This window comes from Bradyrhizobium sp. (assembly GCF_019242285.1).
Lineage (GTDB): Bacteria > Pseudomonadota > Alphaproteobacteria > Rhizobiales > Xanthobacteraceae > Bradyrhizobium.
Window position 1 is genome coordinate 1 of the sequence record NZ_JAFAVV010000945.1, and the last position, 15,730, is coordinate 15,730.

13 protein-coding genes are annotated in these 15,730 nt (G+C 63.9%); 10 read left to right on the forward strand and 3 right to left on the reverse strand.

What is annotated here, in order from left to right; all coding sequences use genetic code 11:
• The coding region (locus JOY90_RS38575) for a hypothetical protein (RefSeq protein WP_291696318.1) at positions 1-368 on the forward strand (368 nt) is incomplete at its 5' end.
• A gap of 233 nt (positions 369-601) precedes the next feature.
• On the opposite strand, the gene JOY90_RS38580 is transcribed toward JOY90_RS38575, so the two are convergent.
• Positions 602-910 carry a hypothetical protein gene (locus JOY90_RS38580; protein WP_291696319.1) on the reverse strand — a complete coding sequence of 103 codons (309 nt, stop codon included), beginning with the start codon at positions 908-910 and terminating at the stop codon, positions 602-604.
• 99 nt (positions 911-1,009) lie between these two features.
• Here JOY90_RS38580 and JOY90_RS38585 point away from each other — a divergent pair, with 99 nt between their 5' ends.
• Positions 1,010-1,993, forward strand: a complete 984-nt coding sequence (locus JOY90_RS38585) for a S9 family peptidase (RefSeq protein WP_291696320.1) — start codon at positions 1,010-1,012, stop codon at positions 1,991-1,993.
• Between the two features lies 1 nt (position 1,994).
• On the opposite strand, the gene JOY90_RS38590 is transcribed toward JOY90_RS38585, so the two are convergent.
• Positions 1,995-2,477: a MarR family transcriptional regulator gene (locus tag JOY90_RS38590; RefSeq protein WP_291696321.1), complete on the reverse strand. Its 483-nt coding sequence runs from the start codon at positions 2,475-2,477 to the stop codon at positions 1,995-1,997.
• 425 nt (positions 2,478-2,902) lie between these two features.
• Between JOY90_RS38590 and JOY90_RS38595 the strand changes: the two genes are divergently transcribed.
• The 4 genes from JOY90_RS38595 to chrA all read left to right on the forward strand — a co-directional run bounded on the left by JOY90_RS38595 (position 2,903) and on the right by chrA (position 10,723).
• Positions 2,903-4,480, forward strand: a complete 1,578-nt coding sequence (locus tag JOY90_RS38595; RefSeq protein ID WP_291696322.1) for a porin — start codon at positions 2,903-2,905, stop codon at positions 4,478-4,480.
• A 766-nt stretch (positions 4,481-5,246) separates the two neighbouring features.
• Positions 5,247-7,307 carry an FAD-dependent oxidoreductase gene (locus JOY90_RS38600; RefSeq protein ID WP_291696323.1) on the forward strand — a complete coding sequence of 687 codons (2,061 nt, stop codon included), beginning with the start codon at positions 5,247-5,249 and terminating at the stop codon, positions 7,305-7,307.
• 125 nt (positions 7,308-7,432) lie between these two features.
• Positions 7,433-9,457 carry an ABC transporter ATP-binding protein gene (locus JOY90_RS38605; protein WP_291696324.1) on the forward strand — a complete coding sequence of 675 codons (2,025 nt, stop codon included), beginning with the start codon at positions 7,433-7,435 and terminating at the stop codon, positions 9,455-9,457.
• Between the two features lie 27 nt (positions 9,458-9,484).
• Positions 9,485-10,723: a chromate efflux transporter gene (gene chrA, locus JOY90_RS38610; RefSeq protein ID WP_291696325.1), complete on the forward strand. Its 1,239-nt coding sequence runs from the start codon at positions 9,485-9,487 to the stop codon at positions 10,721-10,723.
• Between the two features lie 4 nt (positions 10,724-10,727).
• On the opposite strand, the gene JOY90_RS38615 is transcribed toward chrA, so the two are convergent.
• Entirely contained in the window at positions 10,728-11,924 is a 1,197-nt protein-coding gene (locus tag JOY90_RS38615) for an NAD(P)/FAD-dependent oxidoreductase (RefSeq protein ID WP_291696326.1), read from the reverse strand.
• Between the two features lie 711 nt (positions 11,925-12,635).
• Between JOY90_RS38615 and rpsL the strand changes: the two genes are divergently transcribed.
• From rpsL to JOY90_RS38635, 4 genes are all read left to right on the forward strand, one after another.
• Positions 12,636-13,007, forward strand: a complete 372-nt coding sequence (rpsL, locus tag JOY90_RS38620) for a 30S ribosomal protein S12 (protein ID WP_291696327.1) — start codon at positions 12,636-12,638, stop codon at positions 13,005-13,007.
• Positions 13,008-13,022: 15 nt separating this feature from the next.
• Positions 13,023-13,493 carry a 30S ribosomal protein S7 gene (gene rpsG / locus JOY90_RS38625; protein WP_291696328.1) on the forward strand — a complete coding sequence of 157 codons (471 nt, stop codon included), beginning with the start codon at positions 13,023-13,025 and terminating at the stop codon, positions 13,491-13,493.
• A gap of 32 nt (positions 13,494-13,525) precedes the next feature.
• Positions 13,526-15,598 (forward strand): elongation factor G, encoded by a 2,073-nt coding sequence (gene fusA / locus JOY90_RS38630; RefSeq protein ID WP_291696329.1) that lies wholly within the window; start codon positions 13,526-13,528, stop codon positions 15,596-15,598.
• Between the two features lie 43 nt (positions 15,599-15,641).
• Positions 15,642-15,730: GTP-binding protein (locus tag JOY90_RS38635; protein WP_291696330.1), on the forward strand; the 89-nt coding region annotated here is incomplete at its 3' end.

Genomic DNA, 15,730 nt, shown 5'->3' on the forward strand with positions numbered 1-15,730 from the left:
AGTTCGACGCGCTCAACGTGAAGGCCAAGGAGGAGGGCAAGAAGCCCGCCGCCGGTACGCCGGTGCTGCTCGGCATCACCAAGGCGAGCCTGCAGACGCGCTCGTTCTTCTCGGCGGCCTCGTTCCAGGAGACCACCCGCGTGCTCACCGAAGCCGCCGTCAACGGCAAGGTCGATCCGCTGGAGGGGCTGAAGGAGAACGTGATCGTCGGTCGCCTGATCCCGGCAGGAACCGGCGCGTCGATGGCGCGCATCCGCGAGGTCGCGATGAAGCGCGACAAGCTGATTCTCGACGAGCGCGAGAAACAGGCGGCGATCGTGCCGGCCGCACCCGAGGTCGAGCCGCTGGCGTTGCCGCCGGCGGAATGACCGGCGGTTCTGAAACGACTGTTGCGGATACGAGAAGGCCGGCTGTATCAGCCGGCCTTCTTGCTGAGGGGCAGGGCCGCACCGACAGCGCTGGATTGCATTGAGACGAATGCGCAAGCGAAGCGCGAATCGCTTCGTCAACACTTCGTGTTTATCGCGTGATAATTACTGACGTCCGCAGAGCTCGGCGAGCCCGTCTCATCGGTGTGTGATCGGTCATTCGATCGCGACGTTCACATAATGGTAACCGCACCGCAGCGGCCAGAATGCTGCGCATTTGCGCCATTTTCAGCGAATAATTCACGACGGTGACGCGTTCTCCTGGCGCGTGCTGCGGTGTGCCGATGTTGATGCGCCTGCAAGTAGAGTCCCGATACGTCGCAACGGCGCCGTGCCTGGCCGATCGCAAAGGGCCGCTGACCGCATTGCTGCGACAGGTGGCCATGCGCCTGGATCGCTTGTCTCCCATGCCTGCCTTGATCATAAGCTGACGGGTCAACGCTTTGAACATCCACCACATGCCATCCGACCTCGATCTTCATGGAGGCGCCTACTGGCCCGAGCGTGAAGACTTGTCGTCCGAGTTTTCCAGGCTGCTGGGCGCGGCGCAGGAGGGCGGCGCAATGGTGGCTGAATGTTGCTTGACTGCGAGTTGCATCGACGTTGCCGACGACGTCTCCTGGTTTCGCGCCTGGAAGAATCTCGCCGACGTCAATTGCAACCGCGGCAACGTCGCGCTCAGCCGGGGCCATCGCCTGACGGCGAGAAGCAACTGGCTTCGCGCCATCAATTACTATCAGGCCGCGGCATTTCCGTTCGATCGTGAGGACGAGAAGTATCGCGAGGCGATTGCGCGCATGCGCGAATGCGCCGGCGACTATCTCCGGCATCGGAATCTGCCCGGCGAGACCGTGCGTATCGCCTGGACGGGTGGCCATCCGCTGGAGGGCTACTTCCTGCCCGCGACGGCTGCGCCCCGCCGCGCCCCGGCCATCATCTGCGTCGGAGAGCCGGGCCAGCGCAAGGAGGAGTACCTGCACAAGGTGGCGCGTCATGCCGCCGAGCGGGGCATGGCGCTCCTCGCGGTCGATCTGTTCGGGGCAGGAGAGGATACCGAGTTCGGTGATGCAATGATCCGGCCGGACCTCGAGACGGCAATCGGCTGCATCATGGATCATGTCGCGGAAAGGGAAGACGTCGATCCACACCGAATCGCGGTTCTCGCCGACAGCTGGAGCTCATCCTTCGTCGCACGCGGCCTTGCGTTCGACGACCGCTTTGCAGCGGCGGTGTGCGACGGCGGAATCTGGGATCTGCATGAACGCGCCTTCCTCAGGGACCGGCTTGCGCCGCCCGACCCGGCCCTGGTCCAGCGGTTGCCGGTGAGCAGGGCCGCGCGAAACATCAAATGTCCGGTGCTGGTGACCGCCGGCGAGCGCGGCTGGCTCAGGGCGCAGCGCATCAGGGAGTTCGCCGAGGCGCTGAAGTCGGAAGGCCGCGACGTCACCTTGAAGATATTCACCATCGACGAAACGGCTGCGGCGCAGGGCCATGCCGACAATCCGACGCTCGCCAACGAGTTCATCTTCGACTGGGTGGCGTCCCGCCTCGGGATCTGCGCCTGACTCAGGTGTCCACAATGACCTTCAGGCAGGCCTTCTCGAGACGGTTCTGCAGCAGAGTGAGCTTGTCGTTCAGGTCTCCGAGTTCCTTCTCGTCGAAGCCTTCGAAGATGAAATCGTTCAGCGCTTCCTGCTGCGCGGCCAGGCTCGCAAGCTGCTTGTAGGTCTTGTCCGTCAGCGACATCCGCACGATCCGGGCGTCCTCGGTGGACGTCCTGCGGCGCAGGAATCCCTTCTTTTCGAGAAGCTTGGACTGGGTGGTGATGAAGGAGGCATCGACATGAAGCTTCTTGGAGACCGCGTTCACCGGCACGCCGTTATCCTGATCCATATCGGCCAGCGCCATCAGGATCAGCCATTGCGGCCCGCTGATGCCGAGCGCCTTCGCCCAGAAGTAGCGCAGTTCCTCCAGATGCACGTTGATGGTCGCGACCACCCAGGTGAATCGCCTGACACCATCCTGATTCCATCTCTTGGATGCACCCAAACCGCTACGCTACGGGCACCTCGACAGGTGCGCGCCCCCTTGCCAATTTTTTCCGCAGATATCGATCTTGACCGGTTTGGTTTGCAAAACAAGCAAAAAACATTGCTGATAAGCTCAATAATCCGGCCAGGCCTGGGAATAAAAACCGTGCGCGGCGAACGCCGTTGCAAAAAGGTTACATGGCTTCGTCAATCTAATGCCTTACTGAATAAACTATTTTGATTATCAAAACCGCACAGGCATAGTTCCGGGGACGGTTGGGGGGTCCCGGATCGTCCCGTTAGGTGGTTCGCTCAAGTCCCGCGCGCATGCGGGGGGTGACCGAAGGCGCGAAACGACTGAGCGGTTTTTGAGGAGCCAGCCTTGCGGGTCGATAGCCCGGGAGGTCCGGAGCCTTTGCGAGAGAGAACAACTTGGAGGTTAACATGAAGATGATCAAGAGCCTGGTCCTCGGCTCTGCGGCGGTTCTCATCGCCGTGGGCGGGGCACAGGCGGCTGATCTTCCCGTCAAGGCCAAAGCGGTCGAGTACGTGAAGGTCTGCTCCCTTTACGGCGCCGGTTTCTGGTACATCCCGGGCACCGACACCTGCATCAAGCTCGGCGGCTACCTGCGTGCCGACGTCGTGGTGAATGCGAACAACGACGCCGGCGGCAATGTCAACGGCGCTGGCGGTGCGAACAACCGCTTCACCAACGGTTTCACTTGGCGCGCTCGTCAGGACCTGAGCGTCGACACCCGCACCGCGACCGAGTACGGCGTGGTCCGCACCTTCAGCGAATTCACGCTCTCCTGGACGGACGACACCTACGCCGGCAACCCCGCTGCGCCTGGTTCGACCGTCTATGGACCGATCGGTGGCGGCGCCGTCGCCGGCATCGCTCCGTTGTTGGGGAACGTTGCTCCGGGATCCGCGCCGAACAACGCCAACGCTGGCGCCGTCGCGGGCGGCACGCTCGGCGTCTACTACGCCTACATCCAGTTCGCTGGCTTCACGATCGGTAAGGCGATCTCGCAGTTCAGCGCGCCCTGGACCAATTATCCCGGCAACAACTTCGACGGTCTGGTGGGCGGCGGCGGCGACGTCACCGGCGTCAACCAGTTCACCTACACTGCCGAATTCGGCCAGGGCATCAGTGCCGCGATCTCGGTTCAGGATCCGACCCAGTATTATCAGGCTGGCGTCAACAACCTGAGCGCCGGTGGCCTGTTCGGTGCCAGCGACTATGCCGGCACCATCGCTCCCGACATCGTCGGCATGGTCCGTGTCGATCAGGCCTGGGGTCTGTTCCAGTTGTCGGCTGCGGCGCATGACAACCATGCGGCGTATTTCGGCTCGACCGAACTGACCGGTCACCCTGACGACAAATGGGGCTTTGCTGTTCAGGCTGCCTTGCAGATCAAGAACATCCCGACCGGACCTGGCGACACCATCAACATCCAGGGTGTCTACACTGACGGTGCGACCCGCTACAACATTCAGGACCTGGCCAACCAGTACAGCGCCGCGACCATCTATGGCGGTTCGAACATGGCCGGTGCCTACCAGAGCGTTGGCCTCGGCTTTGCCCCCGACACGGTGTTTGCCGCGGGAACACAGCAGCAGCTGACTCAGACCTACGGCATGCGCGGTGCGTTCAACCACAACTGGGATCCGTACTGGAGCTCCAGCTTGTACGGCGCCTGGGCTTCGGTGCAGTACAACGGCACGGCGAAAGGCCTGATCTGCAACACGCCAGGGCTCGGCTTCGCCGCCGCGGTCGCCGCCGGCACCGTGACGACCTGCAACCCGGACTACAATATCGGGCAGCTCGGCTTCATCACGCGCTGGACTCCGGTCAAGAATCTGACCTTCTCGGGCGATGTGACCTGGAGTCATCTGGACCAGAAGTTCGCCGGCACGCTCAGCGTTCCGAGCGCCGCGGTCGGCAAGCCGGCCGCCGTCTATCAGCTGAAGGATCAGGACACCGTGACCCTTCTGCTCCGCGCTCAGCGCAACTTCTGAGCTGATCGCCTGTCGCGATCTGCCAGTGCCCCCGGCGGGAAACCGCCGGGGTTTGCTTTGGCCGTGCAGTTCCGCAGTCGATGAGGCGACGAGTCCGTGCGCGGAATCATCCTGCTTCATCGAACGCCGGTCCGGCCGGCGCGATTCTTCGCCTTGCTGATCGTTCGCTTTGCTGAACTTGGACTTGTTACTTCGAGTCGCTGTTTTTTCTAAAAAGCTTATTTACTCAGCTAAATTTATTATGTATGGTTCAAACAGGTAGCCGGCGAGGTCGTCTTGGCGGCAGCCTGGTCTCAAGGAGACGAACACCTACTTTATGCTAAACCTCCAAAGCCACCGGCAATGCCCTGCCGGTGGCTTTTAGCTTTTGAAGGGGGCGTGTGCGGTGACCCGAGATCATCGGGCCGCGCCGAAGGCCCGGCGCCGCGAATCGCTCGCCGCAGCGGACGTATCGAAGCGAAGCGATTTCAGCAAAGCCGAGAGAAGGTACGCCCCGGGACGGCCTCCAACGTTATCTGGAGGCAAGCCATTTCCCGCATGCGGATCCCGGAAGGTCAGTTTCACGTCATCCTTCGGATACGCACCGTTATCTTGATCACGGAGGCGCGTGGAAAAAAGCGTGGTTTGGCCGCCTCAGTGCCGTTTTCTTTGCATGCTGCGGTGCGGAAACCTGCTTTGTTCATCTTCCCTTCAGTCTGAAAAGCGCTTTTGCTGAACCAACTTAGTCCGAAAGTTCCGGCTGGACCCCGGAAATCATGGAAGAATCATGCTGGATCTAGCAATCGTTGGCGGCGGCCCGGGCGGCCTGATGAGCGCCTGGTATCTGAAAAGGAAGCTTGGAGATCTCTGCCGCCTCACCATCTTCGAAGCGTCCGACCGGCTGGGCGGCAAGATCGTCACGCGCAAATTCGATTCGGCGTCAGCCACCTATGAAGCCGGGGTTGCCGAGATATATGACTACTCGATGACGGGCCCCGATCCGCTGCGCGAGCTGATCCAGCATTTCGGCCTGCAGACGATCCCGATGGATGCCGAGCAGGTGGTGCTCGACGGCGATCTCCTCAACGACGTCCGCGGCATGCGCCGCAAGTATGGTGCAAGGACTGCGGACGCCATCGAAGCGTTCCGCAAGCGTTGCGCGGCGATGGTGTCGCCGATCGAATATTATGAGGGTGTCGGCGCCCACGACAACGAGCATCCCTGGGCCTTCATGACCGCGGAGGAGGTGCTCGACAAGGAGGTCGACGACCCCATCGCCAGGCGCTTCTTCAAGGTGTTGGCCCGCTCCGACATCGCGACCGAGAGCCACAATACCAATGGGCTCAATGCGCTGAAGAATTTCGTGATGGATATCGACGGCTATATCGGCCTGTATTCGATCCAGAACGGCAATGAGCAGTTGATCGAATGCCTGCGGTCCGAGGTGGACGCGGACATCCAGCTCAATCACCGCGTCCTCAAGGTCGGCAAGACCGAGGGCGGCCGCTACCAGCTCAACATGATGAACGGCAAGGGGCCGGAGACGCGCGACTTCGATCTCGTGCTGGTCTGCCTGCCGCATTCCTGGCTCGCCACGCTCGGCTGGGAGGGCGAGGCGCTGCGCAAATCGATGGTCAAGCACATCGCCTATTTCGACCGTCCGGCGCATTATCTCCGTGTGTCGCTGCTGTTCGACGAGCCGTACTGGGGCGAGAAGATCGCCGGCGCCTGGTTCATGTCGGAGGCGTTCGGCGGCTGCTGCGTCTACAACGAAGGCGCGCGCCACGACGTCGGCCGCCACGGCGTGCTGAACTTCCTGATCGCGGGCTCGGACGCGCTCGCCTTCGCCAATCTCTCCGACCAGGAGCTGATCATCGCGGCCCTGAAATCGCTGCCGCCTTCGCTCGGCAATGCGCGTGAGCATTTCGTGGAAGGCAAGATCCATCGCTGGCTGTCGTCGGTGAACGCGCTGCCGGGCGGACTTCCGGCGCGCGACGTCATGACCAATCACCGTCCGGAGCCGCAGCAGCATCCGGGATTGGTGCTGGTCGGCGATTATTTGTTCGATTCGACGCTAAACGGTCTGCTCGATTCCTCCGACGCGGCCACCGACATCATCCTGACCGAGACGATGCGGCTGCGCCGCGGACGCGCGCAGGCCGCCAAGCCGGTGTCGGACAAGATCGACCGTGACTATTTCGCGAACTACCGCGGCCTCGGTCCCTATTGCGAAGCCTGGAGCAAGTTCACCGATCCGGACCATCTGAAGGAGCTGATCCGCCTCGTCTGGAACCGGACGAAAGGCTACCGCCTCCTGGTGGCGGGCTCGGCGAGCGGTGAGCTCGTGGGCGCCTTGCGTGCGCGCGGGGTCGATGCCTGGGGCATCGAGAACAACCGCGCGATCCACGCCAAGACGCCGGAGGAGCTGAAGGCGTTCAACCGGCTCGGATCGATCGTCGACATGCCGTTCGAGGACGGCGAGTTCGACCTCGTGTTCGAGACCAGCCTATGCCACGTCGGTGGGAGGCAGGTGGCGCGCGCGATCCGCGAGCTGAACCGCGTCGTCAAGACCGGACTCGTCTTCGGCTCGATCACGTCGGACATGGCGCCGGCGGTGATCGACCGCTACGACCTGTTGCGCGGGGTGAAGAAGCTCGCCACCTGGTGGGAGTGGTCGGAGCTGTTCTTCGCCGACGGCTTCGACCTGTCGATGCATCGGCGCGACTGTACCGACGAGCTCTGGAAGGCCACACTTGCCGTCGGCAGGGGCCCGGGCGACTGGTATTCGGACTCCGACAGCCTGCGCTATTCGTTCTTCGACAAGGTCGCCGACGACAACGAAGCCTGAAATATTTTCGGCCGGTGCCGCGGATGCGCTAACATTCACGGCCGGGCTGGCTATAACGGGCAGCGAATGGTCGGCGGGGCCCTGCGGTTTCGCACCTGTGCCGGCCTGCAGCATCGGTTGGTTGAATGGCGCCCAAGGCCCGCCCGTCGGACGAGAATCTGGCCGCTTCCGCGGACGAATCGGCCGCGCGGGAAGCCGAAGGCAGGCGTGCATCATCCGCTGGCGGCGGCCCCGGCAACAAGCCGGCTGTGCCGCCGCCGGAGGATGAAGAGGACGAGAAGGACGCCGAGCTCGAGCTCGACGAGGAAGACGACGAGGATCTCGTCGTCTTCACCGCCAGCGAAGCCGCAGGCGCTCTCGCGACCGTCTATGGCTTCGTCAAGCCCTACCTCGGCAAATACAAGAAGCTGCTGGCGTTCGTCGGCCTCGGTGTGCTCGTCGAGACCCTGTTCAACGTCATCATGCCGCTCAGCCTCAAATTCCTGATCGACGACGCGCTCGGCGAGGAGGATTTCCAGGCGCTGATACGAATTCTCTCGGTGTTGGGCGCGGCCGGGATTTTCACGTCGATCGTCGCGGTCTGGTACGAGCTGTGGGACGCCCGGCTCGCGGCCTGCATCATATCGGACGTGCGGACCCGCCTGTTCGAGCACGTCCAGGACCTGCCGTCGGCTTTTTTCGCGCGCACCAGGCGCGGCGAGATCCTGTCGAGGTTTTCAGTGGATCTCTCGGCCTTCGAAGGCTCGGTGAAGAGCTTCGCCAACAGCGCGGTGCTGCCGTTCCTCGAGCTGATCGCGGGCATCATCCTGATGCTGTTCCTGAACTGGCAGCTCGCTGCGGTCGCGCTCCTGGTGTTCCCGATCACGCTGATCGGTCCGCGCGTGCTGACGCCCAAGGCGGTCCAGGCCAATTACGAGCAGAAGCTCAACGAGGCCGCGTTGCTCGGCATGGTGCAGGAGAACATCGCGGCGCAAGCGGTGATCAAGGCGTTCACCCTGCACCGGCGGACTTTCGGCTGGTTCGCCATGCGCAACGACGCCGCGCGTGCCAAAGTGGCCTCGGCCATGTTCCTGTCGACCATGGTCGAACGCACCGTCACCATCGCCGTGCTGCTATTGCACCTCGTGGTGCTCGCGATCGGCGCCTATCTCGCCACCAAGGGCCAGATCACGGTCGGCACCTTCGTGACCTTCGAGAGCGCGTTCTGGGAGGTGTCCTACAACATCGCCCATGTGATGCATTTCATCCCGGTGTCGATCCAGGCGGCCGCCGCGGTGCGCCACATCCAGGAGCTGCTGGACGAGCCGACGCGCGGCGCGGACCGTCCGGGCGCGCCCGATTTGCCGCGCATCACCCACGACATCACCTTCGAACGCGTCACCTTCCAGTACGAGGGCAGCCTCGCGCCGGTGCTCGACAATTTGAGCCTGAAGCTCGACGTCGGCAAGAGCGTCGCGATCGTGGGCCCCAGCGGCTCCGGCAAGAGCACGCTGCTCAACCTGATCCTTCGCCTCTACGTGCCGGACGAGGGCCGGGTCACCATCGATGGCGTCGACATCAGGAAGGTGACGCGCGAGTCGCTGCGGCGGAGCATGGCCGTCGTGTTCCAGGAGAACATGCTGTTCAACATGTCGATCCGCGAGAACATCAGGCTCGGCCAGGAAGGCGCGACCGACGCGGAGGTCGAGGAGGCCGCGCGCAAGGCGGAGATCCACCGCTACATCATGAGCCTGCCGCAGAAATACGATGCCGTGGTCGGCGAGCGCGGCGACACGCTGTCGGGCGGCCAGCGCCAGCGCATCGCGATCGCCCGCGCCATCATCCGCAATCCGTCGGTGCTGCTGCTCGACGAGGCGACTTCCGCACTCGACCAGACCACGGAAGCGGCGATCAACCGTACCCTGCTCAAGGTCGCGGAAGGCAGGACCATGATCTGGTCGACCCATCGCCTGACCTCGGTGGTGGAGATGGACGAGATCATCGTGCTGGCCGGCGGCCGGGTGATCGAACGCGGCTCGCATGCACAACTGCTCGCGAAGAACGGCGTCTACCGCAAGCTGTGGGACGACCAGAACCTCGCGGCGCACTCGGCGGCTTCGGCCGACGAAGACGACGAGGACGATGAAGACGAGGACGACGACGAGGCGTAGCGGACCCCGGAAACCGGAGCGCGCGTGATGGCCGTCGAAGCGCCCCCCGCGACGACGCCTGCTCGGGCGCCGCAGCCGGCGCGGGCAACGGCGTCCGAGGTGCTCGCGGTCTTTCTCAGGCTTGGGCTGACCTGCTTCGGCGGCCCGATCGCCCATATCGGCTATTTCCGCGACGAGTTCGTCACCCGTCGCCGCTGGCTCGACGAGCAGGCCTATGCCGATCTCGTTGCGCTCTGTCAGTTCCTGCCGGGGCCGGCGAGCAGCCAGGTCGGTTTCTCCATCGGGCTGATGCGCGCGGGCTTCCTTGGCGGGCTTGCGGCATGGACCGGCTTCACGTTGCCGTCGGCGATCGCGCTGGTGCTGTTTGCCTATGGCGCGTCGGGGCTGGGTGGCCCGGTTGGCCACGGGCTGTTGCATGGCTTGAAGCTGGTCGCGGTCGCCATTGTCGCGCAGGCGGTGTGGAGCATGGCGCGCTCGCTGTGCCCGGACCGGGAGCGGGCCTCGGTCGCGGCGATCGCCGCGGTAATCCTGCTGCTCAGCCCGTGGTCGGCCACCCAGCTCGCGGTGATCCTGCTCGGCGCGGTGGCGGGCCTCTGGCTCTGTCGCGGTGCACCGCCGGCGGAGGCGGGTCATGTCCCGATGCCCGTGTCGCGCGGTGCAGGCATTCTCGCGCTTGCCACCTTTGCCGTCCTGCTCGCCGGTTCCCTGCTGGTGCTGGATCGCGCCTGGCCGCCCGGGATCGGCCCGTTTACCGCGTTCTACCGCTCGGGCGCGCTGGTGTTCGGCGGCGGCCACGTGGTGCTGCCGCTGCTGCGGGAGGCCTTCGTCCGGCCTGGCTGGGTCAGCGATGATGCATTCCTGGCCGGCTATGGCGCGGCCCAGGCGGTCCCCGGACCGCTGTTCACCTTTGGCGCCTATCTCGGCACTGTGGCGAGGATCGAGCCCAACGGGATCGCGGGCGCGATCGTCGGGCTGGTCGGCATCTTCTTGCCGGGTATTATGATCCTGATCGGCGCGTTGCCGTTCTGGGACGGCTTTCGCAAACGCGCTGCGGCGCAAGCTGCGATGCGCGGGATCAATGCAGCGGTGGTCGGCATTCTCGGCGCCGCGCTCTACAACCCGGTGTGGACCAGTTCAGTGACGACGCCGGCGGATTTCGCCGTCGCCCTGGTCGGCTTCGTCCTGCTGACGGCGTGGCGAGCCCCACCGCTCGTGGTGGTGCTCGTCAGCGCGCTCGGCGGCATGATGCTGGCCGGGACGTCCTGATGTCCTATCCTTGCGCGGCGGTGCGCTGGGGCGGAGCCGGCGGGACATGGGGTCTGGACAGGATCCGGCCGAACCGCCGCAGCATTCCGAGCCCGAGCCAGGCGCCAAAGCGAACCCAGCGCTGCATCCGCCAGCGCAAATCCGGCTCGATCGACAGCGCGCGGAAGCTGTGGGCCTTGGCAATCGACCATTCGTCACAGGCCTTCTTGACCGGGTCGTCGTAGAACGCGGCGATCTTGGCGGCCCGCATGCCGTCGGTGCCGAGCCAGGCGGGGATATGCAGATTGCAGAGCCGCTCGACGTCGGTGAACACCTTGTCAGAGCCGGTGCCGGTGACGGGGCAGGTGCTGGCGAAGGCATCGCCGACCAGGACGATCCCATCCCGGCGACAGCCGGAGTTCACATAGAGGTCGATCGGGCGGATCTTGACCTCGCCGGGAATCGTGAAGGCGCCGGTCAGGCGGGTCAGCCCGGGCAGTGCTGCCGACAGCGTCGCCGCCGGGTGCCGGCGCAGCTCGCGCAGCCAGGGATCGTCGAAGCCGCGATAGACGAACAGGTTGGCCCGCATCCGGCTGCCGATCGGAAACAGGCTGATATAGGGAATGCGGTCGCTGGGCCGTTCCGAGAAATAGGTCAGCGACGGAAAGTCGAACGCGGGGCGGCCGACCGGGAACATGTCGAAGCCGATCGAAATCGAATGACAGGGGCTGGTGACGTGGCGCTCGATGCCGAGCGTGTGTCGCAGGCCGACATTCAGCCCGTTGGCGAGCACCACGAGGCGCGCCGACACCGTCTCGTCATTGGACAGCGCGATCTTCTGACGCTCCGGCGAGGTCGAGATCGACACCGCCTTGGCCACGATTTTCTCGACAGCGTAGGGGATTTCGGCGCGAATCGTGTTGACGAGATCATCGTAGAGAATGCCGAACTGCTCACGCGGCGGCTTGTCGAGCAGGCGGCCGAAACGGGCAATCCAGGTCTCGGCGCACCGGGTGGAATTGCGCAGCACGGCTTTCCCAAGCCCGGTCCTGTGCAGCCGCTCGACCTGCTCGCCGCCGCCGAGCTTCTCGATCCGGAAGTCGGGCGGGTAGGTCCGGTGCGGGTCGATCAGGACGGCCGCGATGCCCGCGCGCCCAAGCATTGCGGCGGCGGTCGAGCCTGCCAGCCCGCCGCCGATGATGGCGATGTCGGTGTACCGCATGCGAGCGCCTCGTTCGGAGCACCCATGATTTGCGCAAGGAAAGGCAAAGAAAGCCTTTAGCGCCTCCGCCAACTCGCGCAGCAACTCTGCATATCGCCCGGGTAAAATATGCCGCGATGGAGGGAAGAGGCAGGGATTGCTTCCGATTTTCGGCAAATACTGGCGCGGGCGGGATCGGCACCCCATTTACAGGGAGCGTCGCGCGCTGGACGAAGACGCGGAATACTGAGACGGCAGAGGGCTTTCTTCGATTGTCCTCGATCGCTGTTTCGCCTTGACTTGGGTTTTCCCGACTTATAAAAGGCGCGCACTCAACGACAGGCGGTGAGCTACGCCAGCGTCGGAACGGAACACCCGGGCCGCTTCATTTTGGAAGTCGGGACGGGCACCACCCTCGACGAATGCCGCTCAGACGCTGTCGATATAGCTAGGCAATGCCAAGTCGATTTTAGTTCTCTTGAGCGCGTCCTCTTGAGAGTGAACTCGGATGCACGACCTCGGTGGCGGACCGAACGGCGAATGCCGGTCGGGACGCGGGCTTGAGGTCCTCTGCGGCGTCGAAGCGCTTTCCGCTCAGGGATGGAGCGGTTGGCGCAATTTCGCTTTGCGCAAGGAGTCTTGCGTCAGGCGGCCCGGCGGGATGGGCAATCCCGAACGAAGTTGCGGCAACCCGAGACGGTTCCGAGCAGAATTGAGAGGGTGAAGGCCAAGATGCCGACGATCAACCAGCTGATCGCAAATCCGCGGGCGGACCAGAAGTCGCGCAAGAAGGTTCCGGCGCTGCAGCAATCGCCGCAGAAGCGGGGCGTGTGCACGCGCGTCTACACCACGACCCCGAAGAAGCCGAACTCCGCGCTGCGCAAGGTCGCCAAGGTGCGGCTGACCAACGGCTTCGAGGTGATCGGCTACATCCCCGGCGAGGGTCATAACCTGCAGGAGCACTCGGTGGTGATGATCCGCGGCGGCCGCGTCAAGGACCTGCCCGGCGTGCGCTATCACATCCTCCGCGGCGTCCTCGACACCCAGGGCGTCAAGAACCGCAAGCAGCGCCGTTCGAAGTACGGCGCCAAGCGTCCGAAATAAACGGGAACAGAACAGATGTCGCGACGCCATTCTGCCGAAAAGCGTGAGGTGCTTCCGGACCCGAAGTTCGGAAACATCATCATCACGAAGTTCATGAACTCGGTGATGTATGCCGGGAAGAAGTCGGTTGCCGAAGGCATCGTCTACGGCGCGCTCGGCATGATCGAGGCCAAGACCAAACAGCCCCCGCTGCCGATCTTCGAGCAGGCGCTCGAGAACGTGATGCCGACCATCGAGGTGCGCTCCCGCCGCGTCGGCGGCGCCACCTATCAGGTGCCGGTCGAGGTCCGCTCGGTGCGCCGGCAGGCGCTGGGCATCCGCTGGCTGATCGCGGCAGCGCGCGAACGCAATGAAAAGACGATGACGGAGCGGCTTTCGGCGGAGCTGCTCGACGCATCCAACAACAGGGGGAACACCGTCAAGAAGCGCGAGGACGTGCACCGGATGGCGGAAGCCAACCGCGCCTTCTCGCACTATCGCTGGTAGGCGAAACGAACGGAATCTGAAGGAACAGCCCCATGCCCCGCCAACATGCCATCGAGGACTACCGTAACTTCGGTATCATGGCGCATATCGACGCCGGCAAGACCACGACCACCGAGCGCATCCTCTATTACACCGGCAAGAGCCACAAGATCGGCGAGGTGCATGAAGGCGCCGCGACGATGGACTGGATGGAGCAGGAGCAGGAGCGCGGCATCACCATCACGTCCGCCGCGACCACCGCGTTCTGGAACGGCAAGCGGTTGAACATCATCGACACCCCCGGCCACGTCGACTTCACCATCGAAGTCGAGCGGTCGCTGCGCGTGCTCGACGGCGCCGTATGCGTGCTCGACTCCAACCAGGGTGTCGAGCCGCAGACCGAGACCGTGTGGCGCCAGGGCGACAAGTACCGCGTGCCGCGCATCGTATTCGCCAACAAGATGGACAAGACCGGCGCCGACTTCTTCAAGTGCCTGTCCGACATCGTCGACCGCCTCGGCGCGCGCCCGATCGCGATCCAGCTCCCAATTGGAGCCGAGAGCGCCTTCAAGGGCGTGATCGACCTCGTGAAGATGAAGGCGATCGTCTGGAATGACGAGGCGCTCGGCGCCAAGTTCGACTATGTCGACATCCCCGCCGACCTCGCCGACCAGGCCAGGGAATATCGCGAGAAGATGGTGGAAGCCGCCGTCGAGCTCGATGACGACGCCATGGCCGCCTATCTCGACGGCAAGGAGCCGGAAGAGGCGACGCTGAAGCGGCTGATCCGCAAGGCCGTGCTGTCGGGCGCGTTCTATCCGGTGCTGTGCGGCTCCGCGTTCAAGAACAAGGGCGTGCAGCCGCTGCTCGATGCCGTGGTCGACTATCTGCCGTCGCCGATCGACGTGCCCGCCATCAAAGGCACCGACGACAAGGGCAACGAAATCGTCCGCAAGGCCGACGACAAGGAGCCGCTCGCGCTGCTCGCCTTCAAGATCATGGACGACCCGTTCGTCGGCACCATCACCTTCTGCCGCATCTATTCGGGCATTCTCGCGTCCGGCACCGGCGTGGTGAACTCGACTCGCGACAAGAAGGAGCGCATCGGCCGCATGCTGCTGATGCATGCCAACAACCGCGAGGACATCAAGGAGGCCTATGCCGGCGACATCGTCGCGCTGGCGGGCCTCAAGGAAGCGCGCACCGGTGACACGCTGTGCGATCCGAACAAGCCGGTGATCCTCGAGAAGATGGAATTCCCGGAGCCGGTGATCGAGATCGCGATCGAGCCGAAATCGAAGGCCGACCAGGAAAAGCTCGGCGTCGCGCTGGCGAAGCTCGCCGCCGAAGATCCGTCGTTCCGCGTGTCGACCGATCAGGAATCCGGCCAGACCATCCTGAAGGGCATGGGCGAGCTCCATCTCGACATCAAGGTCGATATCCTGAAGCGCACCTACAAGGTAGACGCCAATATCGGCGCGCCGCAGGTGGCGTTCCGCGAGCGCGTCACCAAGCGCGCCGAGGTGAAGTACACGCACAAGAAGCAGACCGGTGGTACCGGCCAGTTCGCCGAAGTGTCGATCATCGTCGAGCCGAACGAGCCGGGCAAGGGCTATGAGTTCGAGTCGAAGATCGTCGGCGGCGCAGTGCCGAAGGAATACATCCCCGGCGTCGAAAAGGGCCTGAACAGCGTGATGTCCTCGGGCGTGGTCGCGGGCTTCCCGGTGGTCGACGTCAAGGTGCAGCTCGTCGACGGCAAGTATCACGACGTCGACTCCTCAGCGCTGGCTTTCGAAATCGCTTCCCGCGCGGCGTTCCGCGAGGCGCTGGTCAAAGGGAAGTCCGTGCTGCTCGAGCCGATTATGAAGGTCGAGGTGGTGACGCCGGAGGATTACACCGGCTCCGTCATCGGCGATCTCAACTCGCGTCGCGGCCAGATCCAGGGCCAGGACATGCGCGGCAACGCCAACGTCATCACGGCGATGGTGCCGCTCGCCAACATGTTCTCATACGTCAACAACCTGCGCTCCATGAGCCAGGGGCGCGCCACGTTCACGATGCAATTCGATCACTACGCAGAAGTGCCGAAAGCCATCGCCGAAGAGGTGCAGGCGAAATTCGCCTGATCAGCATTCACGAGGATTAGCAGGAGCCGGAACGGAGAGTCCCATGGCCAAAGAAAAATTCCAGCGCACCAAGCCGCATTGCAATATCGGCACGATCGGTCACGTTGATCACGGCAAGACGTCATTGACGGC